The following is a 26,914-nucleotide window of genomic DNA, read 5'->3' as shown; positions in this document are numbered from 1 at the left end:
GGAAAAACCGCAGGCGTCAGGCGTAGTCTCCGTCGTCAAGGTCGTCGAAATCATCGAAGTCGTCGGAATCGATATCGTCCTGATCGTGGTAGTCGTCGCCATGGGCGTGGTCGAACGGGCCGGCTTGCGACGGATCGTCCTGCTTGTGCGATCCGAGGTCTTTCACGCCCGCATCGCGTGCCAGGTCGCTGCCTGACTGATCGCCCGCGCCGCTCCACGGATTGGACGATGAACCTGTGAGGCCGGAACCCGCGGCATGTGCTTCGCCGCCGCCCATGATGGAGCGGATGCTGTTCAGAAGCAGGCTGCCCCCTACGGCTCCCGCGGCGGCGGCCGCAGCCGTTCCGAGAAACGAGCCGCCGCCTGCTTGCGGTTGCGGGGCGCCATAAGGCTGGCGGCCAGATCCCTGATCGAAACGTCCCTGATCGACGCGACCGGCTTGACCGGTCTGCTGCAGCGCCTCGCCGGTATTCCAGGCCGGTCGTTCCGATGGAATCGGGGGAGGCTGGACATTCGGGACCGAGCCGCGCGGGGCGGGTTTGCCGAAAATGGTGTCGCGCATCTGGTCGAGGAATCCGCCTGGGGCGGCCTGATCGGCGGTACCGCCGCTCTCCAGTTCCTGAATGCGGTCGTTGGCGCGTCGCAACGCTTCGTCCTGCACCAGAACCGTTTGCACCAGCGTGTAAAGGGCGTTGGGCGCGCGCCGGAGGCCCTCGGCGATCGCGGCGGCGGCAGCGGGATCTCGTGGCGCATTCTCGACGCCGGCGAGGCGGGTGAAGAGATCGTCAACCAACTGTCGTTCTTCCGGCGTCATGGCGCTCTCCCATAAAGATGGCTGTTGGGATGTAGTCGTCTTCCGTGTCGCCAGTAGTGCCGGCCGGATTAAAATTTCTTCAGGCATGACGGGGGGAGGCAGGCTTGTCGATCGATCAGCCCAGCGTCACACGGTTGGCCGCCAGCATGTCGGCGAAGTGATCCCCGGCGAGGAATTCGTATTCCCGCTCGCGCTGGTCGGTGAGGGGATCGAACGCAACCAGCGTGTCATCGACGAAGCCGGGGTGACACATGATCAGGCCGTCGTCCGGCGAGCCGTTCAGAAACTGCTGCATCTGCGCGGCGAAATCGGGCTTGTTGAAATCATAGGCGCCGGCGAATGCCGGATTGAAACCTATTCCGGTGCGCGCAGCCTCGCGGCGAAATCCCGCGCTGAGGATATCCAGCAGCAACGCCTTCGGGGTGGTGAATAGTGTCGTCATCGAATGTCGGCTGCGGCCGCACTGGCGCACCCATGCGCCGGGCGCGGCGGTCTTGACCGCGTTCAGGAAGGCGTCGCGAACCTGAGGGAAGATCTGCACATGCTGATGCCCGTCGACATATTCTGGCGCGCGGCCGAATCTTTCCCCAAACGCCGCGATCTGCGCCGTCACCTCGTCGAATATCATATCGGGCTCGAGCCGGCGCGACAGGCTGGCGCGCAGCATCTTCGAGAGCGGCGGGAACAGTCCACCATCCAGCGGCCGGTAATGCAAAGTGAGCGGATGAAAAGGCGCGGTCAGGGTCAGGTGCAGACCGATCGCGCAATGCGGATGGCGAGAGGCCGCGGTCTTCAGCGCCTCCACCTCATCGCGTCCCGCGGCCGGGCCGACCACCATCACCGACGTCGCGTTGATGCGCTCCCGCTCGATCAGATCGCGGATCGCGCGGTTGACTCCCGGACTGATGCCGTAATCGTCAGCGCACAACCGGATCCGGCGTTGCAATGGTTTTGGATCGGCTCGATCCAAAATTATGTCATCGCCGCTCATTCGGCGGCGGTCCTGGGCGGGTCGCCGGCGGACGGTTCGCTCTCTGCCTGCTTCACGCTGTGCTCGGCTACGAAATAGATCGGCCGCGCTTTCAGTTCCGAAAGTATCTTTCCGATATACTCGCCCATGATGCCGATCATCAGGAGTTGAACGCCGCCAAGGGTCATGATGCCGACCACCAGCGAGGGATAGCCCGGAACCGACTCGCCATCGACCAGGGTTTCCCACAGGATCGACAGGCCGAACAGGAAGGCCGCGAGCGCCAGCAAAAGGCCGAGCAGGCTGGCCAGCCGCAGCGGCGCGACCGAGAACGACGTCAACCCCTCGATCGACAGGCCAAGCAGCCGCGCGGCGTTGAAGGTGGTCATGCCGTGGGCGCGAACGTCGGGCTCGTAGTCGACGCGAAACTGGCGGAAGCCGATCCAGCTCGCGAGGCCCTTGAAGAAGCGGTTTCGCTCCGGCATCCGGCGCAGCGCTGCGGCGGCGCGGGGCGATAACAGGCGAAAATCGCCGGCGTCTTCGGGAATCCGCTGGCGCGCGCCCCAGTTGATGATGGCGTAGAAACTGTGCACGCCGATCCGCCGCAGCAACGACTCGTTGGTCCGGTGCGACTTCGCCGTGTAGATGACGTCGAAGCCGTCGTTGATCCAGTGATCCACCAGCCGTTCCACGAGATCGGGCGAATGCTGGCCGTCACCGTCCATGAACAGCAGCGCGCCGCGCCGCGCGTGATCCAGGCCCGCCATCAAAGCGGCTTCCTTGCCGAAGTTGCGCGACAGCGACACCACCTGCACGTCCAGGACGGTGGCGGAAAGCGCGCGGGCCAGTTTCAACGTGTCGTCGGTCGAGCCGTCGTCGACATAGACGACCTCGCAGGCGAGGCTGAAGCGCTGCCTCAGCTTCGCCGCGAGCGCACTGAGGCGTTCGTGCAACTGCTCAAGACCGGCGGCCTCATTGTAAACGGGAACGATGATCGACAGGCCCTGCGCGATCGCGGTGGCCTCGTCCGCGGGAAGACCTGGAAGGCTGGAGGGTGGCGTCATCGGTCGGTTCCGACGGGGTCAAACTCATTCCCGCTTGTATGGTGAGCGCCACCGCGCGGTTCAACGGCCGGGACGCAGGATTCTACGTCCGCAGGAACACTTCCAGCTTTTCAAAGAGCGGGTTGTCGCGATCGAATACATAGTCGAGCGAGGCGATCGACACCGTGTCCGCGCCGTGCAGCCGCAGAAAACTGGCCAGCGCATAGAGCCGGTCCGGCGGGCAGTGCAGCGTGACCATGCCGGAAGAGGTCGGACCGCCGAACGGCGAGACCACGCCGAAGCGATCATGCGCTTCCTTGAGCAGCGCGGCATCGCAGCCGGGGAAGCGGGTCCGGACCTCGCGATATTTGCTGGCCCGGGCGCGCGCGGCGATATGGTCGAGAATGACCCGCGCCGTTTCGCGCGCGCCGTTGGACCAGTCCGCCTCGCGGGAGGCGACCAGGTTGGCCTGGCTGCGCAGGATCACGCCGTCATCCAGCACCCTGAGGCCGTTGGCGGTAAGCGTTGCTCCGGTGGTCGTGATGTCGACGATCATTTCGGCGGTGCCGACGGCGGGCGCGCCCTCGGTTGCGCCCGCGCTCTCGACGATGCGGTAATCGACCACGCCATGCGAAGCGAAGAAGGCGCGGGTCAGGTTGATGTATTTGGTCGCGACCCGCATCCGCCGGTTGTGCTGGGCGCGAAACCCGGTTGCCACGTCGTCGAGATCCGCCATGGTGCGGACATCGATCCAGGACTGCGGCACGGCGACGACCACGTTGGCGTTGCCGAATCCGAGGCTGGTGATCAGCGCCACGCGCTTGTCGGCGTCGACGATGCTTTCGCGGATCAGGTCTTCGCCGGTGACGCCGAGATGCACCGTGCCGCGCGCGAGTTGCGACGCGATCTCGCTTGCCGAGAGATAGGCGATCTCGACGTTATCAAGTTCGGCGATGGTGCCGCGATAGTCTCGAACGCCACGCGGTTTCGCGAGCGTCAGCCCGGCGCGGGCGAAAAACGCTTCGGCATTCTCCTGCAGGCGGCCCTTCGAAGGCACGGCCAGAACGAGTGAGGTGGTCATGGCGCGCTCCCGCTCAAGGGAGACGCGTCTGTCAACGCCTCGATCCAGACCGAGAAGCCGACCGCTGGGATCGGAGCGGCGGCACCCAGTCGCGTCATCAGGTCATCATAGCGTCCGCCCGCGACCAGCGGTTCGCCGCCGTTGTCCTTGAGGTGCAACTCGAACTCGAAGCCTGTGTAGTAGTCGACGCCGCGGCCGAAGGAGGTCGCGAAGCTGATTTTGTTGGTTTCTACGCCCCGCGCGGCCATGAAACCGGTGCGGCTTTCGACCTGATCGATCGCCTGGTGGATATCGAGCCCGGCGTCGGAGGCCAGCGCGCGCAACTGGCCGAGCGCTTCATCGGGGTCGCCCGATATCGAAAGAAAGCGTTTGATGATCGTCAGCGCCTCGTGCGGCAGCGCGCCGCTTTTCAGGGTGGATTGTTCGAGAAAGCGGTCGGCGATCTCATCCAGCGAGCGGCCGCCGACAATGGTCGCGCCCGCGATCGACATCATGTCGGTCACCAGCGCCAGGGCCGCCTTGCGGTCGGAGCCCGCGAGCGCCGCCAGCACGCCTTCGTATTCATTGCGTCCCGGGCCGGACGCCAGCGTCAGCCGCTCGATATCCTGCGCGAGGCTGACCTTGCGGTTGAAATCCTTCATCAGCCTGCGCCGCCATACCGGATAAAGGTCGAGCGCGTCGATCAATGCGGTGAACAGCGCCACGTCGCCGGTCCGGATGTCGACGTCGGCGATACCGAAAGCTGCAACCGCTTCCAGACCGAGCGCGAGCATTTCGGCGTCGGCGGCGGCGCGATCCTCGCGGCCGAACGATTCGATGCCGGCCTGCGGGAATTCGCTGGATCGGCCGCCGCGATAGCGAAACACCGGTCCGAGATAGCAGAAGCCGGCCGGCTTGCCGGCCCTAACGGAGGCGAGATAGTCGCGCGCGACGGGGATGGTGAGGTCGGGGCGCAGGCATAGTTCCTCGCCTCCCGGGTCGGATGTCAGGTAAAGGCTCTTGCGGATGTCTTCACCCGACAGGTCCAGAAACGGCTCGGCCGGTTGAAGGATCGCGGGCTCGGCCTTGATATAGCCCGCCTGAATGAATGACGACAGCAGTCGGTCCGCCCGGGAGGGCGAAACGGTTGCAGGATTTTCCGCGCGACGGCTCATAATATCAAAGCCCATGGATTCAAAGGTGTTTTCCGGGCAGCCTGACGCGAACCGGTCTCCGCTTCGTTCGAAAACGCTATAAGGCGGGACTATGCTCTAGCACGGCTGTTTGGCGGTTTCGACCCACCATCCGCGAAGTGGCTTAACGGGTTGCGGGCTTTTCAGGCTCGGTCCAGTCCCCCAGCACGGTCTGGACAAGGGCGAGGACGGCGACCGCGGCGGTATCCGCCCGCAGGATGCGCGGTCCGAGCGATAGCCGCAGGATATTGGGCTGGTTGAGCAGATTTTCCCGCTCGTTGTCGGCGAAGCCGCCTTCGGGACCGACCAGAACGTCGATGCCTCGCGCGACGCTGCGCACAGTCTCCAGCGCCCGCACCGGATTTGCCGTCGAGGCGGCCTCGTCGCAGAATACCAGCAGACGTTCGCCCGCGCGCCGGCCGAGCCAGCGATCCAGCTGCGCCGGCTCCTCGACCGCGGCAAGGCTGAGGATGCCGCATTGCTCGGCGGCCTCGATGACATTGGCGCGCATCCGCTCGCCGTTAACGCGCCCGACCTGGGTGAAACGGGTCAGGACAGGCTGAAGCGCGCTGGCCCCCATTTCCACCGCCTTCTGGACCATGTAGTCGAGCCGCGCATGTTTCAGCGGCGCGAACGCGTAGTGTACGTCCCGCAGGTGGTCCTGTTTCCGCGTCGCGGCGACGATTTCAAGATGTTCCGGACGCTTGCGGCCCGAAATCGCCGCGCGCCATTCGCCGTCGCGGCCGTTGAAGACCAGGACATTCGTCCCCGTCCCCAGGCGCAGGACGTTGCCGAGATAGTTGCCCTGATTGCGGTTGAGCGGCACCCTGTTGCCCGCGGCAAGCGGTGCGTCGACATAGAGCCGGGGACTGCGAAAGTCGATATCAAGATCAGGCATGATTGAATCCCGCGCGCGCACTTTAGTAGAGCAGGATGAGGAAGGTTGCGTAGCGATTTCGGCTCATATCAAACCCGCGCATACGATTTGCCTTGAACAGCGCGGCTTGAGGGGATCATTCCGATGGAAATGCGTGATATTGGGGGCCTCGATGGTTCCGGCGCGGCCAAGCGTCGCGCTCTTGCCCAATTCGTCGGGTTGTTAGGAATCAACTGCGATCGTACAAATCGGACATCATGGAAGGCCGTTTGTCGCTAAAGGTCGCCTGGCCCTGCCGGAGGAATGCTGTGATCGTCCCGCGCATGATCGTTCCGCTGACGCTTGCGGTGTTCGTTATCGGCACCACGGGCGTACTTGGTCAGACGCCATTTCCGGCGCCATTGCCTAATGGCGGAACCGGGACGGCCAGCGATTCGCCGTTTCCGCCGGTCAACGGAGCGCCTGCGCAGAAGACCGCCTCGCCTCAGGATTCGCCATTTCCGCCCGTCAACGGGGCGCCTGCGCAAAGGGCCGCCACGTCTCAGGCTTCACCGTTCCCTCCCGTCAACGGCGCTTCCGCTACGATGAGCGCGCCTTCTGCGTTTCCGTCCGGCGGTGCAACGCCGCTCGGTGGTTTCGGGGCGCCGCAGCAGCAGGCCGGCCCGCCTGGGGGCGCGGACTGCATGAAGGATTTCCTGCCGCTGCGTGACGCGGCTGAGAAACGCGGCAAGCTGATCCAGGCCGCCAGCGCCCGTCAGGCGCCGCCCGACGAGGCCTGCAAGCTGATCGGGCAATATGCGCAGGCCGAAGCCAGGATGATCAAATTCATCGATGCGAATTCCAACAGGTGTGGAATTCCCGACAATGTCGGCAAGCAGATGCACGCCAACCACAAGTCGACCGAGTCCATGCAGCAGAAGGTTTGCGACGTGGCGAAGCAGGCTAAGATGCGCGGCCCGGCCGGCCCGAGCCTCAGCGAGGCTTTGGGATCGGCATCCGGCGGATTGCCCGAGGTCACCACGCCGAAGAGGGGTGGCAGCACCTTCGATACCCTGAGCGGCAACGTTCTCACACGATGACGAGCCATTGATGAGCGATGCGGCTGCCCGCGTCGCGGACTCGGTCGGCAATTGGGTCGATAGCCGCGCGCCGCTATGGTCGCGCCCCTATCTCAGGCTGTCGCGGCTGGACCGTCCGATCGGGTCGTGGCTGCTGTTGATGCCCTGCTTATGGTCGACGGCGCTGGCGTCGCACCTCGCCGGTGACGTGAGCCAGCTTCCTTTCACCATCGTGCTGTTTCTCATCGGCGCGTTTGCGATGCGCGGCGCCGGCTGCACCTGGAACGATATCACCGACCGCGATCTCGACGCGCGCGTGGAGCGGACCCGGTCGCGGCCCATTCCGGCGGGACAGGTTACGGTGACGCAGGCGCTGGTGTTTCTCGTGGCGCAGGCGCTGGCGGGGCTGATCGTGCTGCTTCAGTTCAACCGCTTTGCCATCGCGACGGGAATTGCCTCGCTCCTCATCGTCGCGGCCTATCCTTTCATGAAGCGGATCACCTATTGGCCCCAGGTCGTGCTCGGCCTCGCCTTTTCATGGGGCGCTCTGATGGGATTTGCGGTGGTGCTGGGCCGCATCGATGCGGCTGCGCTGGCGCTGTATGCGGGGACGGTGGCATGGGTGATCGGTTATGACACGATCTATGCGCATCAGGATGCGGATGACGACGCGCTCATCGGCATCAAGTCCACCGCGCTGCTGTTTGGTGAGCGCACACGTTTGGCGCTCGCGATCTTCTACGGGCTGGCTGTCGTGCTGATCAGCGTTGCCTTGCATCTGGCCGAAGCGCTATGGCCGGCGTGGATCGGCCTTGCGGTCTTTGCGGCGCATCTCGTCTGGCAGATCGCTCGCATCGAGATCAGTGATGCCCGCCTCTGCCTGCGGCTGTTCAAATCCAACCGCGACGCCGGGGTGCTGTTGTTCGCGGGATTGCTCATCGGCGCGTTGGTGTAGCGGTCGGCTTCTTCTTCAATCGCAAGGAACGGAATAGCCGAGAATTTTTTGTCAGCGTTTGACGCCTCAGTCTCGCGCGATGATCTCGCGTTCGCCCCGATGGATCGCCGCGGGGTTGAGCGAATGACCGCAGCGCCGCCGCACCAGGAAGGCGGGGCGTCGGTCGCTGATCGCATTTCTGCGTCGGCGGCGCGGCGCGGGTTCGCGCGTGTCGTCGGCGAGTTGCGGAAGCGCGAGGACCTCGCTCCAGGTTTGCCACGCTGCGGCGCATTCGCCGGCGTCCTCGGTCACGAGAAGAGGAATGGCGAGCGACGGATCGCGGTGAAGCAGCACCAGCGCCCGGCCATGGGAGGTGTCGCGCACGGTGACGCCGATGAATTCGCTGACGCGTACGCTGATCGTCATTTTCATGCCGCGCACCGCGCGATGCAGCGTCACGCGCTCGCGATGAAGTTCGATCTGCCGGATGCCGCCGTCGGCGCGGCTGTCGTTCGCGGCAAAACTGACTGGCAGTGAAAGGGGGTCGAGCCGCAGACTGCGGCTCGACCCGGCGGGATTGATCCCGCTGATTGCTGTTTGACGCCTCACGGCTTTAGTCTCCCCCGCCGGAATTATGTTCCCGGTCGATGGGTGAGAGCTTGCCAGAGCGCGGTCCGGATCTGCTTAAAAAGGCTGGTTAATCGAAGGTATTCCGCCTGCGATTCGCGCACATGATTGACAGACCCTTGGCCGACATGCTTGACGGGTCCTTGCCGGGGCGCGGATAATCTTTAATACCGCTTCATGGAATGCTTGAAGTCCGCGTAAAATAAGCACCTCTCATGACGGACCAGCCTTTTGGCGGGTCCTGTCGAAGACCCTGGATTTTGTTCGTGAACTCTTCACCAAATTCGTCGCCGGAATCCGTCGCATCCGACCTCTTCGATCAATCCGCGCTCAGTGAACTCGCCGGGCGGCTGGTCGAGGCCGCGAAGCGCGCGGGCGCGGATGCCGCGGATGCAATCGCCGTGCGGGGCATTTCGCAAGGTGTCGAGGTTCGCGACGGCCGCGTCGAGGAATCGGAGCGGTCGGAGGGCGATGACGTCGGACTGCGCGTGCTGGTCGGACGGCGGCAGGCCACCGTCTCGACCAACGATATCGGCGGCGACAATGTCGCAAAGCTTGCCGAGCGCGCGGTCGCGATGGCGCGTGTCGCGCCCGACGATCAGTATGTCGGGCTGGCCGACCCGTCATTGCTGGCGCAAAATTTCCCCGACCTCGATCTGCTCGATCGCGTGATGCCGTCGACGGCGGAACTCGAGCGCCGCGCGGTCGAAGCCGAGGCGGCGGGTCTGGCCGTCAAGGGCGTGACCAAATCCGGCGGCGCGTCGGCCTCTACCGGCATCAGCGGCATGGTACTGGTGACGAGCACCGGCTTCCACGGACGCTATCTGCGTTCGAGCCAGGGCGTCTCGATGATGGCGATCGTCGGTGACGGCACCGGCATGGAGCGCGATTACGATTTCAGCTCGGCGCTTCATGGATCCGATCTCATGCCCGCGGCTAGCATCGGCCGCAGCGCGGGCGAACGGGCAGTCGCGCGCGCAGGTCCGCGCAAGGTTGCGACCTGCAAGGTGCCGGTGGTGTTTGATCCTCGCGTAGCGGGCTCGCTGGTCAGCCATGTCGTGAGCGCCGCCAACGGCGCGGCGGTCGCGCGCAAGACCAGCTTCCTGAAGGATCGGCTCGGCCAGCAGCTCTTTGCCAAGGGAATCCGGATTATCGACGATCCGTTGCGGGTGCGCGGACTGCGCTCGCAATCCTTCGACGCCGAAGGGGTCGCGACGAAGAAGCTCGCGGTGATCGACGACGGCGTCCTGACGTCATGGCTCCTGGATTCAGCGACCGCGCGCGAGCTCGGGCTGACCACGACCGGCCATGCCCACCGTGGCGTCTCATCGTCGCCGTCGCCGGGACCGTATAACTTGCACCTTGAGGCGGGAGAAATGACGCCGCGCCAATTGATCGCGGAGGTGGAGCAGGGTTTCTACGTCACCGACCTGATCGGCTCCGGCGTCAATGGGGTGACCGGCGATTATAGCCGCGGCGCTTCGGGATTCTGGATTGAGAACGGCGAGATCACCTATCCGGTCAGCGAGATCACCATCGCGGGTCATTTGATCGAGATGTTCAAATCGCTGACGCCGGCCAACGATCTTACGTTCCGCTACGGGACCAACGCGCCAACCGTCCGCATCGAAGGGCTGACGGTTGGCGGGCGCTGACGATGCAGACAGCCGAGCCGACCTTTTGGCGCGCGACCGCGCTCTGTTGATCGATACGGTGCGTGAGGCCGGATTGCTGGCGCTGGCGATGCGCCGCACCAAACTGTGGACCTGGACCAAGGGAGTGTCGTCCCCGGTGTCGGAGGCGGACATCGCGGTCAACGATCTCATTGCGAGCAGGCTGGGCGCGGTTCCGGATTACGGCTGGTTGTCCGAGGAAAGCGCCGACGATCTTTCGCGGCTCGGCAAGAAGAGGGTGTGGATCGTCGATCCGATCGACGGCACGCGCGGCTATCTTGCCGGCCATGACGAATGGTGCGTCAGCGTCGCTCTGGTGGAGGATGCCTCGCCGCTGCTCGCCGCCGTGTTCGCGCCCGCCACCGACGAGTTTTTCATTGCCGCGCGCGGGCAGGGGACGACCTGCAACGACCTGCCGGTCCAGGCGACCGGTGGTGATGATCTGGATTTTTCGAAGATCGCAGGACCGAAACCGCTTCTGGAAAAACTCGACCTGCGTCCGGGTGATGCCGCCCTTCATCCGAGGATCAGTTCGCTGGCGCTGCGGCTGTGCCGCGTGGCGGGGGGCGGAATCGATGCCGCTTTTGCAGGTGGCCAGAGCCACGATTGGGATATCGCCGCGGCCGATTTGATCGTGCATGAGGCGAATGGTAAAATGACCTCTCTCGCCGGCGAGCCGGTGCTTTATAATCGTGCCGAAGTGACCCACGGCGTGCTGGTCGCGGCCGGCCATCCTCGCCACGCGCGCATTCTCGCGCATGTCCGGGACGTTCGCGGCCGTAGGGCCGGCTGCTGACTTTGGATGGTGCCTGGATGGTGTTTGCCTGACGGCCGGCGGCATAGTAGGACAACGCGTGATGCCGTCAGACAGTCCGCCCCAGCAATTGCTCCATCTCGTGATCGGAGGCGAACTGACCGATCTCGCGCATACGGCCTTCAAAAACCTCGATGAGGTCGAGATCGTCGGCCTCTATCCGAATTACGCGTCAGCCTATGCCGCCTGGAAAGCGAAGGCGCAGCGGACGGTCGATAACGCCCACACGCGGTATTTCATCGTCCATCTCCACCGGCTGCTTGATCCTGGTCAAGACACGAAGACCGACCTTTGAGAAAACTGCTTCGCAATCTGCTGCGCTCACGCTGGTTTCAGCAGTCCGCGGGCCTTCTGGCCGCGGGCTTTTTATGGCTGGTCTGGCGAACCAACAGGTTCAGCTACGATCCCGAGGATGTATACGACATCGTCGAGCCGCAGATGCCGGTGATCCTCGGGTTCTGGCACGGGCAGCATTTCATGACGCCGTTCATCAGGCGGGCGCACCATCGCGGCAAGGTGCTGATCTCGCGGCACCGCGACGGCGAGTTCAACGCGCTCGCCGCGGAGCGGCTGGGGATCGAGACCATTCGCGGCTCCGGCGATCACGGCTCGGCGTTCAATCGCAAGGGGGGCGTCGGCGCCTTCAAGGAAATGGTCCGCGCGCTGGAGGAGGGCTACAACGTGGCCCTGACCGCCGATGTGCCGAAGCGCTCGCGGATCGCCGGTCTCGGCATTATCATGCTGGCGCGTGAATCCGGGCGGACCATCATGCCGTTTGCAATGGCGACGAGCCGCTTCATCCGCCTGAACAACTGGGATCGCACGACGATCAACCTGCCGTTCGGGCGCGGCGTTCTGGTTGGCGGTGAGCCGATCTCGGTTCCTTCGGACGCAGATGCGCAGATGATGGAGATGCTGAGGGCACGGCTGGAGGCGACATTGAACGATGCGACGCGCCGCGCTTACGCGAAAGTCGGCCGGCCCCAATTCGAGGCCGGTCCCGAATACGAGGCGGGCCGTGCCTAACCGGATGCCGGCGACGCTGCGCCTCTACCGCAGGCTGGCTGTCGCTGCCGGGCCACTGGCGCCCCTGCTTCTGAAACGGCGTTTGAAACAGGGCAAGGAAGACCCGGCGCGTATCAATGAGCGCCGGGGCGTCGCCCGGCAGCCCCGACCCGCGGGCCCGCTGGTCTGGATCCATGGGGCCAGCGTTGGCGAGGTGCTGGCAGCCGCCGCGCTGATCGAGCGGCTGCGCGCGCTTGATATCGGCGTTTTGGTCACGTCGGGTACGGTCACGTCGGCAGCCGTCGCCGCGAAGCGGTTCCCGCCGGATATCATTCACCAGTATATCCCCTACGACTCGCCCCGCTTCGTGGAGCGTTTTCTCGATCACTGGCAACCCGGTCTTGCGCTCTTTATCGAGTCGGACCTGTGGCCGAACCTGATTCTGGCTGGCGCGAGCCGCCGTGTACCGATCGTGCTGATCAACGGGCGGATGTCGCGTCGTTCATTCCCGCGCTGGCGGCGGGCTTCCCGAACGATCGGGGCGTTGTTGAGCCGGTTCGATATCTGCCTTGTCCAGTCGGAAATCGACGCGGAGCGCTTCACGGCGCTCGGGGGGCGCAACGTCGTCATCACCGGCAACCTCAAGCTCGACGTCCAGCCGCCGCCGGCCGACGAGACCAGGCTGGAACGATTGTTGTTCGTGACCCGCGGCCGTCCGGTCGTGGTGGCGGCCTCGACCCATCCGGGCGAGGAAGAAATACTGCTCAACGCCCATCAAACGCTCGTGCGTGATTTTCCGTCGCTGCTGACCGTGATCGTTCCGCGCCACCCCGATCGGGGCGAGGCGATCGCCCGGATGGTCATCGCTTCCGGCGCGCAGGCGGCGCGGCGCTCGCTGGAGCAACTGCCGACGGCGAGGACAAACATCTATATCGCCGACACCATCGGCGAAATGGGATTGTTCTACCGTTTGGCGCCGATCGTTTTCATGGGCGGCTCCCTGGTGCCGCATGGCGGCCAGAATCCGATCGAGGCGGTCAAGCTCAAAGCGTCGATCGTGCATGGACCGCATGTCTTCAATTTTCCGGATGTCTATGGCGCGCTCGACAGCGCGGGCGGCGCGTGCCGGGTCGACGACGGCGATGCGCTGACGAAGCAGCTTGGCTACCTTCTCAACGATTCCGCCGCGCGCGACGCCACTGCGACGGCGGCGTCTCAGGTGGTGGAAAAACTTGCCGGTGCGCTCGATCGCACGCTGGCCGCGCTCGAACCGTATCTTCTGCAGTTGCGGCTTGAACGACGGGCGGCCGATGCGTGAACCGGCCTTCTGGCGCAGGCCATCATCGTTGCTTTCGCGGTTGCTGATACCCGTTGGCGCGCTTTACGGCGCGATCGCCGCGCGGCGGCTGTCACGGACGGGTCTGCGCGCCGGGGTGCCGGTGATCTGCGTCGGAAACTATCATCTCGGCGGCGCGGGCAAGACGCCGACCGTGTTGGCGCTCGCCGGCATTCTCCGTTCGCTCGGCGAAACGCCGGTCGTGATCAGCCGCGGCTACGGCGGACGGCTGCGCGGCCCGGTGCGCGTCGATCCGGACCGGCATGCGGCTGCCGATGTCGGAGACGAGCCCTTGATGATGGCGCGGACGCTCCCCGTGATCGTGTCGCGACAACGGGCGGCGGGCGTCGCGCCGGCGCGCGCGCTGGGCGCCAGCGTGATCCTGATGGATGACGGCTTCCAGAATCCGACGCTCGCGAGGGATATCTCGCTGATCGTGATCGATGGAGATCGCGGCCTGGGCAACCGGCGGATTTTTCCGGCGGGACCGTTGCGGGCGCCGCTGCCGCCGCAACTCGCTCGCACCGATGCGCTGGTGATCGTCGGTCCTGGTTCCGCCGCGGACGACATTGCGGCGAGCATCGAGGCGCGGGGAGGGCCTGTCTTGCGGGCGCGGGTTGTCCCGGATGAGGCTTCGGTTGCGGCTCTTCGCGGCAGGCGCGTCCTGGCCTTTGCCGGAATCGGCGATCCCTCGCGATTCTTCCGCGGTCTTCGCGCCTGCGGCGTCGATGTGGCGGCGGAGCGGGCGTTCGCCGATCATCATCCGTTTTCGCAACGCGACGTGGCCGCGCTGCAGTCCGCCGCCGAGAAGGATGGTTTAACGTTGGTGACGACGGAAAAAGATCTGGCGCGGCTGCGCAACAATGAAAACATTGCCGCATTCGCGCAGGCCGTCGCGCCTTTCGCGGTCACCCTTGCGTTCGACGATGAAACGGCGCTGCGGTCGTTCCTGATGGATGGGATCGCGAAGGTACGGCGGCTGGACTGATCGAAAATCGCTCGATTTCAGTCTGAGCTTTTGAACGCACCCGGGTAATGGCGCTGCAACACCGCGCTCGGGAGAGCGTAAGCCTCCTGCAAGTCGACGCTCCAGTATTTCAGCTCATCGAGCGGAATGCGGGCGTCGGTGACGGCGCAACGGACATAGGTTCCCGGCGAGATCACCCGGAAGTCGCCATCGAGATACTGTGCGCTCGCCTCGCCCTGTCCGGATTGACGAAATTTATTCAGCACTGCTTTTCTCCAGGGCTGCTCGACGCGTTTTCTCGACGCGGACCGGATCCCGCTTCGCTCGAAAACGCTATGGTTAAACCATCGGCTTGACGAAACGCCATCCGGCCGCCTTTCGGATCTTGACCTCATCATAGCATACCGGACCCGGTTTATTCAGAACAGACTTCCCTGGCCGGCGGGCTTGGCGGCGCGCTTGCGGGAGACCGGTTTGGGCTCGCTCGTGGGACCTGACCTCGGCGGGTTTGATGATGTCGCTGCGGTTTGATCGGTGTCGGAGGTGACGTTCACCTTTCCGTCGGCGAATTCCAGCGTGAGGCGCGCGCCGGAACCGGCCGCCGTCGCGCTTCGCACCGCCTGTCCGGCGTCGTCGCGAACCAGTGCGAAGCCGCGCGCAAGCACGCCGCGATAGGAAAGCGCCGCCAGCAACTGGCCCGAATGGGTGATGCGCGCCTCATGACGCCGCAACAAAGTAACGAGCGCCCGTCGCGCGCGCTCGGCCAGTCGCCTTGTCCGTTCGTTGTCACGCGCGATTCGATCGCGCTGCGCCTGTACGTTGGCTACCCTCGACGCCCTGAGCCTGACGGCCAGTCCCGCGAAGCGGTCGCGGCGGTGACGCAGCATGACCTGCGTGCAGTGTGCGAGCCTTGCACCGGTGGCGGCGACCGACTGTTTTGCATGCGTAATCTGCGCGTGCAGCACGCGCAACGTGAGCCCGCCGGAAATCCGCGTGAAACGGCGGTGATGAAGGTGCGTGCTTGCGCGCAAGGCGCGCGGCAACGCGGCGGCGGCGTTGTCGAGCTTCTGGCGGGGGATCGCGAGCAGTTCACCGGCTCCCGGCAGCGCGCGGGCGGCGGAGCGTAATTCGGTGCGCCGGTCGTCATGACCTCGCTTCCACGCCACCAGGGCGCGGGCGGCGAGGTCTGAGATTTCGATCGCCAGATCAGACCGGACCGGCACGGCCATTTCGGCGGCGGCGGTCGGTGTCGGGGCCCGCTGATCGGCGGCGAAATCGATCAGCGTTACGTCGGTCTCGTGCCCCACCGCCGAGATCAGCGGGATCATGCTGCCGGCCGCGGCGCGGACCACGATTTCCTCGTTGAAAGACCACAGGTCTTCGAGCGAGCCGCCGCCACGTGCGACGATCAGCAGGTCGGGACGCGGAATGGGGCCGCCGTCCGGGAGTGCATTGAATCCGTCGATGGCTGCGGCAATCTGTTCCGCCGAGCCTTCGCCTTGCACCCGCACCGGCCATACCAGCACGCGGCGAGGAAACCGGTCCTCCAGCCGGTGCAGGATGTCGCGGATCACCGCGCCGGTCGGGGAGGTCACCACCCCGATGACCTCGGGCAGCCAGGGAAGCAACTGCTTGCGGGCTTCATCGAACAGCCCCTGTGCCGCGAGCTTCTTCTTGCGTTCCTCCATCAGCGCCATCAGCGCGCCGATTCCGGCTGGCTCGATCGCCTCGATCACGATCTGGTATTTCGACGAGCCCGGATAGGTGGTCAGCTTGCCGGTGGCGATGACCTCCAGGCCCTCCTGCGGCTTGAACCGCATCCGGCCGTGGACGCCTTTCCAGATCACCGCCTCGATCTTGGCGCTCTCGTCCTTCAGCGCGAAATAGCAATGGCCCGAGGCGTGTGGCCCGCGAAAGCCGGAGATCTCGCCGCGCACCCGCACATGGCCGTAGGCGTTCTCCACGGTGCGTTTCAACGCCGAGGACAACTCGGAGACGGTATATTCCGGCGCGTTCGCCAAAAGCTGTGCTGGGTTTGCGGGCATCAGCCTCACTTCTGTTGCTCGTCCGCATTACCATGCTAAACCGCTCCGAAACCACCGGAAAGGCTGGATCGGCGCTCGTACATGAACATTCTTTTGCTTGGTTCCGGCGGCCGCGAACATGCGCTGGCGTGGAAAATCGCCGGCTCGCCGCTGGTGACGAAACTCTGGTGCGCGCCGGGCAATGCCGGGATCGCGCGCGAGGCCGAATGCGTGGCGCTCGACATCGCGGATCATGCCGCGGTGATCGGGTTCTGCAAAGCCAGCAAGGTCGATCTGGTGGTGGTCGGTCCGGAAGCGCCGCTCGCCGCGGGCATTGTCGATGATCTCGCGGCCGCGGGCATCAAGGCGTTCGGGCCGGGCAAGGCCGCCGCGCAGCTCGAAAGCTCGAAAGGCTTCACCAAGGACCTGTGCCGCGACAACGGCGTTCCGACAGCGGAATATGAACGCTTCAGGGACGCCGGAGCGGCGAAGGACTATATCCACGCGCACGGCGCGCCGATCGTCATCAAGGCCGACGGGCTTGCGGCCGGCAAGGGCGTCGTGGTGGCCATGACGCTGGACGAGGCGCTGGCGGCGGTCGACATGATGTTCGAGGGCGGCTTCGGTGCCGCGGGCGCTGAGGTCGTGGTCGAGGAATTTCTTCGCGGCGAGGAAGCGTCGTTCTTCGCGCTATGCGACGGCGAACACGCGATGCCGCTGGCGACCGCGCAGGACCATAAACGGGCGTTCGACGGCGACGAGGGCCCGAACACCGGCGGCATGGGCGCCTATTCGCCCGCGCCCGTGATGACTGACGAAATGTGCCGCCGCACCATGGATGAGATCATCGTTCCGACATTGCGCGCCATGCGTGAGAAGGGCGCGCCTTTCAAGGGCGTGCTGTTCGCCGGGCTGATGATCACGGAACAGGGGCCGAAGCTGATCGAATACAACGTCCGCTTCGGCGATCCGGAATGCCAGGTGCTGATGCTGCGGATGAGGGGCGACATCGTGCCGGCGCTGTTCGCCGCCTGCGACGGGCAGCTGAATCATTTCAGCATGCGCTGGTTTCCCGATCCTGCGCTGACCGTGGTGATGGCGGCGAAGGGCTATCCCGGCAGCTACGCGAAGGGAACGCGCATCGACGGAATAGACGAAGCCGCCAAGGCCGGGGGCGTGGAGATTTTTCATGCTGGCACGAAAGAGGAGGACGGGCGCATTCTCGCGAGTGGCGGTCGCGTCCTGAACGTCTGCGCGCTCGGCAATACCGTCGCGGAGGCGCAGGCCCGCGCGTATGAGGCCGTCGATCGCATCACATGGCCCGAGGGCTTCTGCCGTCGTGACATCGGCCTGCGCGCGGTGGCGCGGGAGAAGGGCGAATAGAAGCGGATTTCATCGTCGCGCCTTGAAGAAATCCCGCAGCAGCGTCGCCGCCTGGCTTTCGCCGACGGACGAGTACACCTCCGGCCGGTGATGGCAGGTCGGCGCGGCGAAGAATCGCACGCCGTACTCCACCGCGCCGCCTTTGGGGTCGCTCGCTCCATAGTAGAGCCTGCGGATCCGCGCGAACGAGATCGCGGCCGCGCACATCGTGCAGGGTTCGAGCGTCACATAAAGATCGCAGCCGGTCAGCCGCTCGCTGCCGAGGACGTGCGCGGCTGCCCGGAGCGCCAGAACCTCGGCATGAGCGGTCGGATCGCGATCGGTCAGGGTGCGGTTTCCCGCGGCGGCGATGATCTCTCCGTCGCGCACGATCACGCAGCCGATCGGCACTTCGCCCGCCTGACCGGCCTTTTCGGCGGCTTCGAGCGCCATGTCCATGAAAGAGGGTGTGGTCATGTCTCGTATCCCGGCGCATGATCCGCCAGAATGGAAGCGGTTCGGCGATCGGATCATGCGCGATATCAATATCCTGGAGCGCGATCGGGCGAAAAGGCGGTATCCGCTTTTCCTGATCGCGCTCCGGCGCGAACCCTGTTAAGAGGCGCGCTCTAGCGTTTTCGAGCGAAGCATGTCCTCGGGCTTGACCCGAGGACGGAATCCGGTTCGCGTCAAAAAAACGCGTCAAAACATCAAAGACTCTAGTCGGCCCTTGTGCCCGTAGCGAGATCATTCATGCCCCGCGATAATGACGATGACAATGCGCGCCCGCGTGGGCGGCGTGATCGGCCTTCCGGCGGCAAGGGTAAACCCAGGGGCAGGTCGGGCGCGCCGCGCGGTCCGGAAAAGAAGCTTGCCAGGCGCGGCTTGGCTGGCAAGTCCGATACCGGAACGTCCGAAAGAGGTGATGGTGATAAGCGGCCCTATGCCGGCAAGTCCGATGGCGCGAAGCCTTCCGGCAAGAAGCCCTATGCCAGAAAGCCCCATGCTGGCGCGGGCAAACCTTACGCGGGCAAGCGAGATGGCGGGACCGCGCGGCCTCGGTTCAATCGCGACGACGGCGGCGAGAAGCGTCCCTACACGCCACGCGGCGAGGGTTTTCGGAAAGACGGCGACCGTCCGCAGCGTGCGCGGCCGCAAGGTGACCGGCCTTATGGCGCGCGTCCGCCGCGCGAGGGTGGTGGCGAGAAGCGTCCGTATACGCCGCGCGGGGATCGTCCCTTCGGTGACAAGAAAACGTTTTCACGCGGTGGACCCGAGCGTGGCTCGCGCGGACCGCGCAAGGAGTTCGGCGACCGCGAGGGGCGTAACAGGGGCGACGAAAAGCCGTGGCAGAAGCGCGACGCCGGCCCGCGCGATGATCGCCGCGGGTCGCGACCGTCTCGTGACGGTGCGGGGCGTCCACGATTTTCGAAGTCACGCGAGGATCGCGTTGAGCGAGCTGCGGGCGCCGATCGCGGTCCCCGCAAGTTTGATCGTCCGCAAGGCGATCGTCCGCGTTATGACCGTCGCTCCGATGATCGCCCTCGCTTCGATCGCCCGCGACAGGATCGTCCCGATGGCGACCGTTCTCGTGGTGCCAGCAATGCCTGGCAGGAGCGCCCGCGCCGGTTTGATCGTGATGATCGTCCCCGTCGCCATGATCGTGACGATCGTCCGCGTCGTGACAATGAGGACGACAGCAAGGTTTTCGCAAAACGTCCGGCGTTCGGGGGACGCGGCGCCTATCGCGAACGCGCGCCTGACGGCGAGCGGCGTGGCGCGCGGGCCGAGCCGAAACCAAAGAAAGCCGGTGAACGCGTCGCGAAAATGATCTCGCGCGCCGGTCTCGCCTCGCGCCGCGACGCGGAGGAAATGGTCACGCAAGGCCGCGTCGCCGTCAACGGCCGCGTCATCAACTCGCCGGCGCTCGATGTCACCTCGCGCGACGTCGTCACGGTTGATGGCCAGCCGTTGCCCGAGCGGGAACGCACGCGGCTGTTCCTGTATCACAAGCCGCGCGGACTGATGACGACCCACGCTGATCCCGAAGGGCGGCCGACGGTATTCGATCATCTGCCCGAAGGTCTGCCGCGCGTGATCAGCGTCGGCCGGCTCGACTTCAACACCGAAGGACTGCTGCTCCTGACCAACGACGGCGGGCTGGCCCGCGCGCTGGAACTGCCCGACACCGGCTGGCTGCGGCGCTATCGGGTCCGCGCCCATGGCGAGGTGACGCAGGCGCAACTCGATGCCTTGAAGAACGGCGTCGAGGTCGACGGCGTCAAGTATGGCTCGATCGACGCCACGCTGGAGCGCGATCAAGGTGCGAATGTGTGGCTGACCTTTGCGATCCGCGAGGGCAAGAACCGCGAGGTGCGCAATGTGATGGCGCATCTCGGGCTCGAGGTGAACCGGCTGATCCGTATCTCCTATGGACCCTTCCAGCTTGCCGAGATCGCGGAAGGCGAGGTCGAGGAGGTGAAGACGCGCGTGCTGCGGGAGCAACTCGGCGACAGAATCGCCACGCTCGCCAACATGGATCCATCGGGCGCCGCGGCCGAAGCCGGGGCCGCCAACCTCGGCCGTGACGGCACGCCGCTACGCTCCAAGAAAGACAACAAGGCGAGAACGAAGCGCGCGCTGATCGAGGATCGCCAGGGCCGCAGCGTCGTGGTGCAGCGGACCGGTAGCGATGAGGCGCGGGCGCGCAACGAAGCCGAGGCCAATGGCTATGGACCGCCGCGCCGGCCGAAGCGCGGCTATCACGGCAAGCGCGACCTGACGCCACGGGATTGACGATGCGTGTGGTCGGCGGACGGCTGAAAGGCCGCAATCTCGCGTCGCCATCAACGCAACAGATTCGGCCGACCGCCGATCGGCTGCGCGAGTCGCTGTTCAACATCCTTGTTCATGCCTACGACGATCCGGTCGCGGATGCGCGCGTGCTGGACCTGTTTGCGGGCACCGGAGCGCTCGGCATCGAGGCGGTGTCGCGCGGGGCGAAGTTCACGCTGTTCGTCGATAACGGCGCCGAGGCGCGCGCGCTGCTGCGCAACAACGTTGAGGCATTGGGACTCGGTGGCGTGACGAAGGTCTATCGTCGCGATGCGACTAATCTCGGGGCCGCGCATCCGCTCGCGCCGTTCTCGCTGGTGTTTCTCGATCCTCCGTACCGGATGCAACTCGCCGACAAGGCGCTCGCCTCGCTGCGCGACGGCGGCTGGCTGGCCGACGGGGCGCTGCTCGTTGTCGAGGAAGCCAAGGTTGCGGGCTTCGCCGCGCCGGATGGATTTCGCGAACTCGAACGACGCGCCTATGACGATACCGAATTCGTGTTCCTGCGGGCGGGTTAGAGCGTTCTCGAGCGAAGTGGACACCGGTTCGCGTGAAGAAAACGCTCCAATCAAAATAATAGAGCCCGCTTCTGATTCAATCAGAAGCGGAAAGGCTCTGGTTTCACCGCCGCCCGAAAAGCTTTTCGATATCGTCGAGCTTCAATTCCACGTAGGTCGGGCGGCCGTGATTGCACTGACCTGAATTGGGCGTGGCTTCCATCTCGCGTAGCAGCGCGTTCATTTCTTCCGGCTTGAGAATTCGTCCCGCGCGCACCGAACCATGACAAGCCATCGTGGCCGCGACATGCATCAGCCGTCGTTCGAGCGGAAGCGTCTCCTCCCATTCCGTCATGTGTTCGGCGAGGTCGCGCAGCAGCGCGGCCGCGTTGATCTTGCCGAGCAGCGACGGCGTCTCGCGCACGGCGACCGCGCCGGGCCCGAAGGACTCGATGGCGAGGCCGAATTTTTCCAGCTCCGTCGCGCGGTCGATCAGCTTTTCGACGGTTGCCTCATCCAGTTCGACGATATCGGGGATCAGCAGGATCTGCCGTTGCACGCCGTCCCGCGCCAGCGCCGTCTTCAACCGCTCGTAAACGATGCGTTCGTGCGCGGCATGTTGGTCCACGACGATCAGGCCGTCGCGGGTTTGCGATACGATGTAGGTTTCGTGGATCTGGGTACGCGCCGCGCCGAGCGGCCGATCGACCAGATCAAGAGGGGGATGTGCGTCAAAGCGCACGTCGGCGCTGGGCGCGCCAACATCAAGCGCGGCCTGGCCGGCTTCGGCGAAGGCGGCCGCGGGCGGTCCGCCGATCCATGGCCGCGCGTCGGCAGGCGCGGCGGGCGATTCCCGCCAATCCCAGTTGGCGGGACGCGGGGACGGCGCGGGGCGGAAAGCCGTGAGCACCGCGCCGTCCCTGTTCGCGGCGGTGCGTCGTCCCTCGCGCGCGAGACCCTCCTTCAGCGCATGCACGATCAGCGCGCGCACCAGCCCGGCGTTCCGGAACCGCACTTCCGTCTTCGCGGGATGGACATTGGCGTCGACCTCCCGTGGATCGGCTGTGACGAACAACGCCGCCACCGGGTGACGGTCGCGCGGCAGGTAATCGGAATAGGCCGCGCGCACCGCGCCGAGGATCAGCTTGTCGCGCACCGGACGGCCGTTGACGAACAGATACTGGCCGAGCGCGTTCGCGCGGGTCAGCGAAGGTGCGGCGGCGAACCCCTCGACGATCACGCCCTCGCGTTCGGCGCGTACCGGGATGGCGGCGGCGCGGAAATCTCCGCCGAGAATGTCGCCCAGTCGCGTCAAACGTCCGGCCGCTCCGGGCAGCGCCGCCGTCCATGTCACCGGCGCACGCTCTTCGCCCGCGAGGGTGAAGCCGATATCCGGCCGCGCCATCGCAAGCCGCCGCACCACCTCGCGGATCGCCTCGGCCTCGGTGCGATCGGTCTTGAGGAATTTCAGCCGCGCGGGCGTTGCGTAAAAAAGATCGCCGACTTCCACGCGCGTGCCGTTGGTCAGCGCGGCCGGAATGATCTCGGATTTTCGCCCGCCTTCCACCGTGAGCGACCACGCATGCGGCTCGCGGGCCTCGCGTGTGGTGATGCAGAGCCTGGCCACCGCTCCGATCGAGGGCAGCGCCTCGCCGCGAAAGCCCAGCGTGCGGATGCCCAGCAAATCCTCGTCGTCCAGTTTCGAGGTGGCATGGCGATCCACCGCCAGCGCGAGGTCGCCCTTCGCCATGCCGGCCCCGTCGTCGGTGACGCCGATCCGCCGCCGTCCCCCGCCGTCGGTGAAGACATCGATGCGGGTCGCGCCGGCGTCGATCGCGTTTTCCACCAGCTCCTTGACGACGCTTGCCGGACGCTCGACCACTTCGCCCGCGGCGATGCGGTTGACGACGGTTTCGGGAAGCTGGCGGACGGGCATGGCGCGGCTCGATTCTGGCTGCGGCCGAGTTTAGAGCGTTTTCGAGCGAAGTGGATACCGGTTCGCGTGAAGAAAACGCGTTAAATCAAGGTTATAGAGCCTCGCTTCTGATTCCGTCAGAAGCGAAAAGGCTCCAGGCGTTCGCCGCGCCGATTGCATGGGGGCAAAACCGGATGTCCCGAACTGATACTTTTGTCCGTGCAGGCCAAACCCTTGCCGTCGTCATGCCCGCGCTTGTCGCGGCCATGACAAGAATTGGGAGGGGCGTGCCTGAAGAGATTTCCAACACTGGCCGATACCTAGCTAATCCTCCTCGCCCGCCCGTCCACGTCTTGCCTTCACATCGCCGCGGCGCTTCTTGCTCTCAAGCCGGCGTTGCTTCGATCCGAGGGTCGGCTTGGTGGCGCGGCGCGGGATCGGCCGGATCGCTGCCTGGCGCAGCAATTCGATCAGGCGGTCGGTGGCGTCCGCGCGGTTGCGCTCCTGGGTGCGAAAGCGCTGGGCGTGGATGACGATCACGCCGTCCCTGGTCATCCGCTGCCCCGCGAGTTGGGCGAGCCGCGCGGCGATATCAGGGGCGAGCGTCAGGCGGCGCGTATCGTAGCGCAGCTGCGCGGCGGTCGAGAGCTTGTTGACGTTCTGGCCGCCCGGACCGGAGGCGCGGATGAAACTGATCTCGATGTCGTTTTCATCGATGACGATCGTGCGGGTGATCCACAGCATGGCACTCACCAGGGCTCATCCGGTTTGCGGAAGTGCAGAGTCTGTAGCGTTTTCTAGCGATGACCCGAGGATGGATATCGGTTCGCGTGAAGAAAACGGGTTGAACAAAAAATCTAGCTAGAGCATGATCCGATCAAGTTGAATCGGACCATGCTCTAGAAATGGTTGTCTGGTCGCATTTTCTTGCGGCGAACCGGTATCCATCCTCGGGTCAAGCCCGAGGACATGCTTCGCCGGAAAATGCTCTAATGCGCGGCGGGTTGAGGTGCGGGTGGAGTCGCGGTCGGCTGCGCCTCCGCGGGTTGCGCCACCGCCTGAGGCGAGCGACCCACGATCACGGTGAGAAGCCCCTGTCCCCATAACCGCTTCGCGACGGCTTTCGCCTGGTCGAGGGTGACGGCATCGACGATGGCATTGCGCTTCTCGATGTAGTCGATCGGCAGATTGTCCGTCTGATACTGCAACAGGCCGGTGGCGAGCTTCGATGAGGTGTCGAGCTCCAGCATCTGCGATCCCTTCACATAGGATTTGGCTTCGTCGAGTTCTTTCTGGGTCGGCCCGTTCTCGGCAAAGCGCCGGATCTCGCTGTTGATGGCGTCAATGCTCTCGCCGGCCCGGTTGGCGCGGGTTCCGGTGGTGCCGGCGAACAGCGCCGAATGATCCATCCACAGCAGAGATTGCGAGACGGAATAAGCGAGGCCACGTTTTTCGCGCACCTCGCGATACAGCCGCGATGACAGCGACCCGCCGCCGAGAATGTGGTTGTTGATGTAGGCCGCCATGAAATCCGGGTCGTGACGCTTGACGCCGGGGCCTCCGAACATCACCACGGTCTGCGGCACGTCGAGCGGAACGAACGCTTTTTGCGGCGGCTTCGCGGCGATGATGTCGGGCACGGGCGTGAGACCGCCCTTCGCCGGCAGGCTGCCGAAGGTCTGATCCAGCATCTTCGCGAGCGCCGCCGGCTCGATATCGCCCACGACCGTGATCTTCAGCTTGTCTCGCGCCACCACCCGCCGCACGTAATCCTTGAGGTCGTCGATCCTGATCGTCGGAACGCTTTCGAGCGTGCCGTGCGAGGGATGACCGTAGGGATGATCGCCGAATGCGAGCTTGAGGAATTCGCGGCCGGCGAGTGCGTTCGGATTGGTCGAGTTGCGGCGCAGATGGGCCAGGATCTGCGAACGGATGCGCTCGACATCATCGGCGTCGAAGCGCGGCGAGGTCAGAGCGAGCCGCAGCAGGCCGAACGCTTCGCCGCTGTGTTCCCTGAGCATTCGCAACGAGCCGCGGAGCCGGTCGCGCTGGATTGTGAAGCTGAGCTCGATGGCCCGGCGCTCCATCCGTTCGCGAAAGGTCTTGGAAGAGAGATCGCCGGCGCCCTCGTCCAGCAGGCTGGCGACCAGGTGGCCGACGCCCGGTTTGTCCGGCGGGTCCTGCGCCGCGCCGCCCGCGAACGCGTATTCCATGGCCACCAGCGGCACGGTGGCGTCCTGAACGAGCCAGGCCTCGATACCTCCCGGCGTCACCAGATGCTGGATTTTCGTCGCGGCGAAAGAGGGGGCGGCGGCGAAGCTGATCACCGCGAAACATACGGCGGCGAGCAGGCCGCGCGCCGCACCGGTCCCAGGGCGTTTCACGATCGTTTCTCCTCGCGCGTCGGCGTCGTGTCCTTGATGAGATATCCGGTGACCGAGCGCGTTTTGACCAGCCACTTCCGCGCGACGTCCTGAACCTGCGCGGCGGTCACCGCACGGATGCGGTCCGGCCAATTCCTGATTTCATCGACGCTCAATCCGACCGTGACGCCCGCGCCGTACCAGCGTGCCAGTGTCGTTTGACTGTCCTGAGCGTAGACCGCCTGCGCGATCAACTGGGTCTTGACGCGTTCGAGGTCCTCCGCGGGGATCGGGTTCTTGACGAGATTTTCGATCACGGCGTCGATGGCCTGCTCGATCTCAGTAAAGTTCGCGCCAGGCTTCGGCGCGACCGCGATCGCGAAATAGCTCGCATCGACAGCGGTGCCCTGATAGGTCGCGTTGGTGCTGACGGCGAGTTGCTTGTCGACGACGAGCGCGCGGTAGAGATAGGCGTTGCTGCCGTCGCCGATCAATTGCGCGAGCACGTCCAGCGCGGGACTTTCGCCCGCGGCGGCGGTGGTCGCGGAGGGCGCGAGGTAATAGCGCCGCAGCATCGGCTGCTCGACGCGGGCGTCCGCGAGCGTGACTGTCCGCGGCGCGGCCGGGAGCGGCTCCTGCGGACGGATACGGGCGCTCGGAATGGCTGGCTGCGACGGCACCTGTCCGAACGTCTTCTCGATTTCAGGACGGATCTTCTGCGCGTCCACGTCGCCTGCGATCACCAGCGTTGCATTGTTCGGCGCGTAGAATCGCTTGTAGAAGGCCAGCGCATCTTCGCGGGTGAGCTTTTCGATCTCCTGACGCCAGCCGATCACGGGGCGGCCGTAGGGATGGTTGAGATACAGCGCGGCCATGATCTGTTCGATGAGCCGCGCATCCGGATTGTTGGCGACGCGCATGTTGTACTCCTCGAGCACGACGTCGCGCTCGGGCAGCACGTTTTCGTCCTTCAGCACCAGGCCGGTCATGCGGTCGGCCTCGAACGCCATCATGGATGCGAGTTGATCGCGCGGCACGCGCTGATAGTAACCAGTGTAATCGAAGTTGGTGAAGGCGTTCTCCTCGCCGCCGACGCGCAGCACGGTCTGGGAGAACTCGCCGGCCGGATACCTGGCGGTGCCCTTGAACATCAGGTGCTCGAGGAAATGCGCGAGTCCCGATTTGCCGGGCGTTTCGTCCGCCGAGCCGACCTTGTACCAGATCATCTGGGTGACCACCGGCGTCCGGTGATCGGGAATGACCACGACCGCGAGCCCGTTGGCCAGCGTGAACGTGACAGGAGGCGGGGAGGTGACGGTCTGCGCCGGCGCCGGCGGTGAGGTGAACAGGGCCGCAAGATACACGGCCAGCGCCGCGAAGCCGGAGAGGGCCACTCGTCGCGCCGCCATCATGGCGCGCACCGGAGGCAATTTGTCTGAGGGGGCACGTTACCGTCAATCCTTTGCTGGAGCGCTTTCGTGAAGTGGACAGGGTTGACGTGGATACGTCAAACCGAAAACGAAGGTATACCTTCAGATTCCATTCAA

25 protein-coding genes are annotated in these 26,914 nt (G+C 65.1%); 11 read left to right on the top strand and 14 right to left on the bottom strand.

The window, feature by feature from the left end; translation table 11 throughout:
• Positions 1-16: 16 nt before the first annotated feature.
• The 6 genes from NWI_RS13360 to NWI_RS13335 all read right to left on the bottom strand — a co-directional run bounded on the left by NWI_RS13360 (position 17) and on the right by NWI_RS13335 (position 5,978).
• Positions 17-814: a DUF2076 domain-containing protein gene (locus NWI_RS13360; protein ID WP_011315773.1), complete on the bottom strand. Its 798-nt coding sequence runs from the start codon at positions 812-814 to the stop codon at positions 17-19.
• A gap of 115 nt (positions 815-929) precedes the next feature.
• On the bottom strand, positions 930-1,805 hold the full coding sequence (locus NWI_RS13355) for a ChbG/HpnK family deacetylase (protein WP_011315772.1): 876 nt from the start codon (positions 1,803-1,805) through the stop codon (positions 930-932).
• Positions 1,802-2,848, bottom strand: a complete 1,047-nt coding sequence (locus NWI_RS13350; protein ID WP_011315771.1) for a glycosyltransferase family 2 protein — start codon at positions 2,846-2,848, stop codon at positions 1,802-1,804. The genes NWI_RS13355 and NWI_RS13350 overlap by 4 nt, the downstream gene beginning before the upstream one ends.
• An 82-nt stretch (positions 2,849-2,930) precedes the next feature.
• Positions 2,931-3,908: an ATP phosphoribosyltransferase gene (gene hisG, locus NWI_RS13345; protein ID WP_011315770.1), complete on the bottom strand. Its 978-nt coding sequence runs from the start codon at positions 3,906-3,908 to the stop codon at positions 2,931-2,933.
• Positions 3,905-5,062 (bottom strand): ATP phosphoribosyltransferase regulatory subunit, encoded by a 1,158-nt coding sequence (locus tag NWI_RS13340; protein ID WP_041345646.1) that lies wholly within the window; start codon positions 5,060-5,062, stop codon positions 3,905-3,907. The genes hisG and NWI_RS13340 overlap by 4 nt, the downstream gene beginning before the upstream one ends.
• A gap of 142 nt (positions 5,063-5,204) precedes the next feature.
• Positions 5,205-5,978 carry a 16S rRNA (uracil(1498)-N(3))-methyltransferase gene (locus NWI_RS13335; protein WP_011315768.1) on the bottom strand — a complete coding sequence of 258 codons (774 nt, stop codon included), beginning with the start codon at positions 5,976-5,978 and terminating at the stop codon, positions 5,205-5,207.
• A gap of 287 nt (positions 5,979-6,265) precedes the next feature.
• On the opposite strand from NWI_RS13335, the gene NWI_RS13330 reads away from it, so the two are divergent.
• Positions 6,266-7,036, top strand: a complete 771-nt coding sequence (locus NWI_RS13330; protein WP_011315767.1) for a hypothetical protein — start codon at positions 6,266-6,268, stop codon at positions 7,034-7,036.
• Between the two features lie 10 nt (positions 7,037-7,046).
• The gene (ubiA, locus tag NWI_RS13325; protein ID WP_011315766.1) at positions 7,047-7,970 is read left to right on the top strand and encodes a 4-hydroxybenzoate octaprenyltransferase; all 924 of its coding nucleotides are present in this window, start codon (positions 7,047-7,049) and stop codon (positions 7,968-7,970) included.
• A 66-nt stretch (positions 7,971-8,036) separates the two neighbouring features.
• Here ubiA and NWI_RS13320 read toward each other — a convergent pair whose 3' ends face one another.
• A complete protein-coding gene (locus NWI_RS13320; RefSeq protein WP_011315765.1) occupies positions 8,037-8,558 on the bottom strand; it encodes a DUF6101 family protein in 522 nt (173 codons plus the stop codon).
• 284 nt (positions 8,559-8,842) lie between these two features.
• Here NWI_RS13320 and NWI_RS13315 point away from each other — a divergent pair, with 284 nt between their 5' ends.
• The 6 genes from NWI_RS13315 to lpxK all read left to right on the top strand — a co-directional run bounded on the left by NWI_RS13315 (position 8,843) and on the right by lpxK (position 14,392).
• Positions 8,843-10,231: a TldD/PmbA family protein gene (locus NWI_RS13315; RefSeq protein ID WP_041345114.1), complete on the top strand. Its 1,389-nt coding sequence runs from the start codon at positions 8,843-8,845 to the stop codon at positions 10,229-10,231.
• Positions 10,218-11,045, top strand: a complete 828-nt coding sequence (locus NWI_RS13310; protein WP_011315763.1) for a 3'(2'),5'-bisphosphate nucleotidase CysQ — start codon at positions 10,218-10,220, stop codon at positions 11,043-11,045. The genes NWI_RS13315 and NWI_RS13310 overlap by 14 nt, the downstream gene beginning before the upstream one ends.
• A 61-nt stretch (positions 11,046-11,106) precedes the next feature.
• On the top strand, positions 11,107-11,358 hold the full coding sequence (locus tag NWI_RS13305) for a DUF4170 domain-containing protein (RefSeq protein WP_011315762.1): 252 nt from the start codon (positions 11,107-11,109) through the stop codon (positions 11,356-11,358).
• Positions 11,355-12,089 carry a lysophospholipid acyltransferase family protein gene (locus NWI_RS13300; RefSeq protein WP_011315761.1) on the top strand — a complete coding sequence of 245 codons (735 nt, stop codon included), beginning with the start codon at positions 11,355-11,357 and terminating at the stop codon, positions 12,087-12,089. The genes NWI_RS13305 and NWI_RS13300 overlap by 4 nt, the downstream gene beginning before the upstream one ends.
• A 4-nt stretch (positions 12,090-12,093) precedes the next feature.
• Positions 12,094-13,386 carry a 3-deoxy-D-manno-octulosonic acid transferase gene (locus NWI_RS13295; RefSeq protein ID WP_011315760.1) on the top strand — a complete coding sequence of 431 codons (1,293 nt, stop codon included), beginning with the start codon at positions 12,094-12,096 and terminating at the stop codon, positions 13,384-13,386.
• Positions 13,379-14,392 carry a tetraacyldisaccharide 4'-kinase gene (lpxK, locus tag NWI_RS13290; RefSeq protein WP_011315759.1) on the top strand — a complete coding sequence of 338 codons (1,014 nt, stop codon included), beginning with the start codon at positions 13,379-13,381 and terminating at the stop codon, positions 14,390-14,392. Before NWI_RS13295 ends, lpxK begins: the two co-directional genes overlap by 8 nt.
• A 17-nt stretch (positions 14,393-14,409) precedes the next feature.
• Here lpxK and NWI_RS13285 read toward each other — a convergent pair whose 3' ends face one another.
• Both NWI_RS13285 and xseA read right to left on the bottom strand, forming a co-directional pair.
• A complete protein-coding gene (locus NWI_RS13285; RefSeq protein WP_041345644.1) occupies positions 14,410-14,637 on the bottom strand; it encodes a DUF2093 domain-containing protein in 228 nt (75 codons plus the stop codon).
• Between the two features lie 153 nt (positions 14,638-14,790).
• Positions 14,791-16,416 (bottom strand): exodeoxyribonuclease VII large subunit, encoded by a 1,626-nt coding sequence (gene xseA, locus NWI_RS13280; protein ID WP_011315757.1) that lies wholly within the window; start codon positions 16,414-16,416, stop codon positions 14,791-14,793.
• Positions 16,417-16,497: 81 nt separating this feature from the next.
• Between xseA and purD the strand changes: the two genes are divergently transcribed.
• Positions 16,498-17,778, top strand: a complete 1,281-nt coding sequence (purD, locus tag NWI_RS13275) for a phosphoribosylamine--glycine ligase (protein ID WP_011315756.1) — start codon at positions 16,498-16,500, stop codon at positions 17,776-17,778.
• 9 nt (positions 17,779-17,787) lie between these two features.
• Here the strand turns inward: purD and NWI_RS13270 are convergent, their stop codons facing one another.
• Positions 17,788-18,234, bottom strand: a complete 447-nt coding sequence (locus tag NWI_RS13270) for a nucleoside deaminase (RefSeq protein ID WP_011315755.1) — start codon at positions 18,232-18,234, stop codon at positions 17,788-17,790.
• Between the two features lie 276 nt (positions 18,235-18,510).
• Between NWI_RS13270 and NWI_RS13265 the strand changes: the two genes are divergently transcribed.
• Together NWI_RS13265 and rsmD are read left to right on the top strand one after the other, a co-directional pair.
• Positions 18,511-20,553: a pseudouridine synthase gene (locus NWI_RS13265; RefSeq protein ID WP_011315754.1), complete on the top strand. Its 2,043-nt coding sequence runs from the start codon at positions 18,511-18,513 to the stop codon at positions 20,551-20,553.
• Between the two features lie 2 nt (positions 20,554-20,555).
• Entirely contained in the window at positions 20,556-21,110 is a 555-nt protein-coding gene (gene rsmD, locus NWI_RS13260; RefSeq protein WP_011315753.1) for a 16S rRNA (guanine(966)-N(2))-methyltransferase RsmD, read from the top strand.
• 103 nt (positions 21,111-21,213) lie between these two features.
• Here the strand turns inward: rsmD and mutL are convergent, their stop codons facing one another.
• The 4 genes from mutL to NWI_RS13240 form a co-directional block, all read right to left on the bottom strand.
• Entirely contained in the window at positions 21,214-23,025 is a 1,812-nt protein-coding gene (gene mutL / locus NWI_RS13255; RefSeq protein ID WP_011315752.1) for a DNA mismatch repair endonuclease MutL, read from the bottom strand.
• A gap of 303 nt (positions 23,026-23,328) precedes the next feature.
• Complete coding sequence (arfB, locus tag NWI_RS13250; RefSeq protein WP_011315751.1) at positions 23,329-23,748, bottom strand: alternative ribosome rescue aminoacyl-tRNA hydrolase ArfB; 420 nt, start codon at positions 23,746-23,748, stop codon at positions 23,329-23,331.
• 245 nt (positions 23,749-23,993) lie between these two features.
• The gene (locus tag NWI_RS13245; protein WP_041345643.1) at positions 23,994-25,355 is read right to left on the bottom strand and encodes a M16 family metallopeptidase; all 1,362 of its coding nucleotides are present in this window, start codon (positions 25,353-25,355) and stop codon (positions 23,994-23,996) included.
• Positions 25,356-25,384: 29 nt separating this feature from the next.
• Positions 25,385-26,779, bottom strand: a complete 1,395-nt coding sequence (locus tag NWI_RS13240) for a M16 family metallopeptidase (protein WP_011315749.1) — start codon at positions 26,777-26,779, stop codon at positions 25,385-25,387.
• Between the last annotated feature and the right edge of the window lie 135 nt (positions 26,780-26,914).

Origin of the sequence: Nitrobacter winogradskyi Nb-255, assembly GCF_000012725.1 — a bacterium.
Lineage (GTDB): Bacteria > Pseudomonadota > Alphaproteobacteria > Rhizobiales > Xanthobacteraceae > Nitrobacter > Nitrobacter winogradskyi.
The sequence above is the reverse complement of the archived record's forward strand: the minus strand, read 5'-3'. Positions and strand labels throughout refer to the sequence as shown.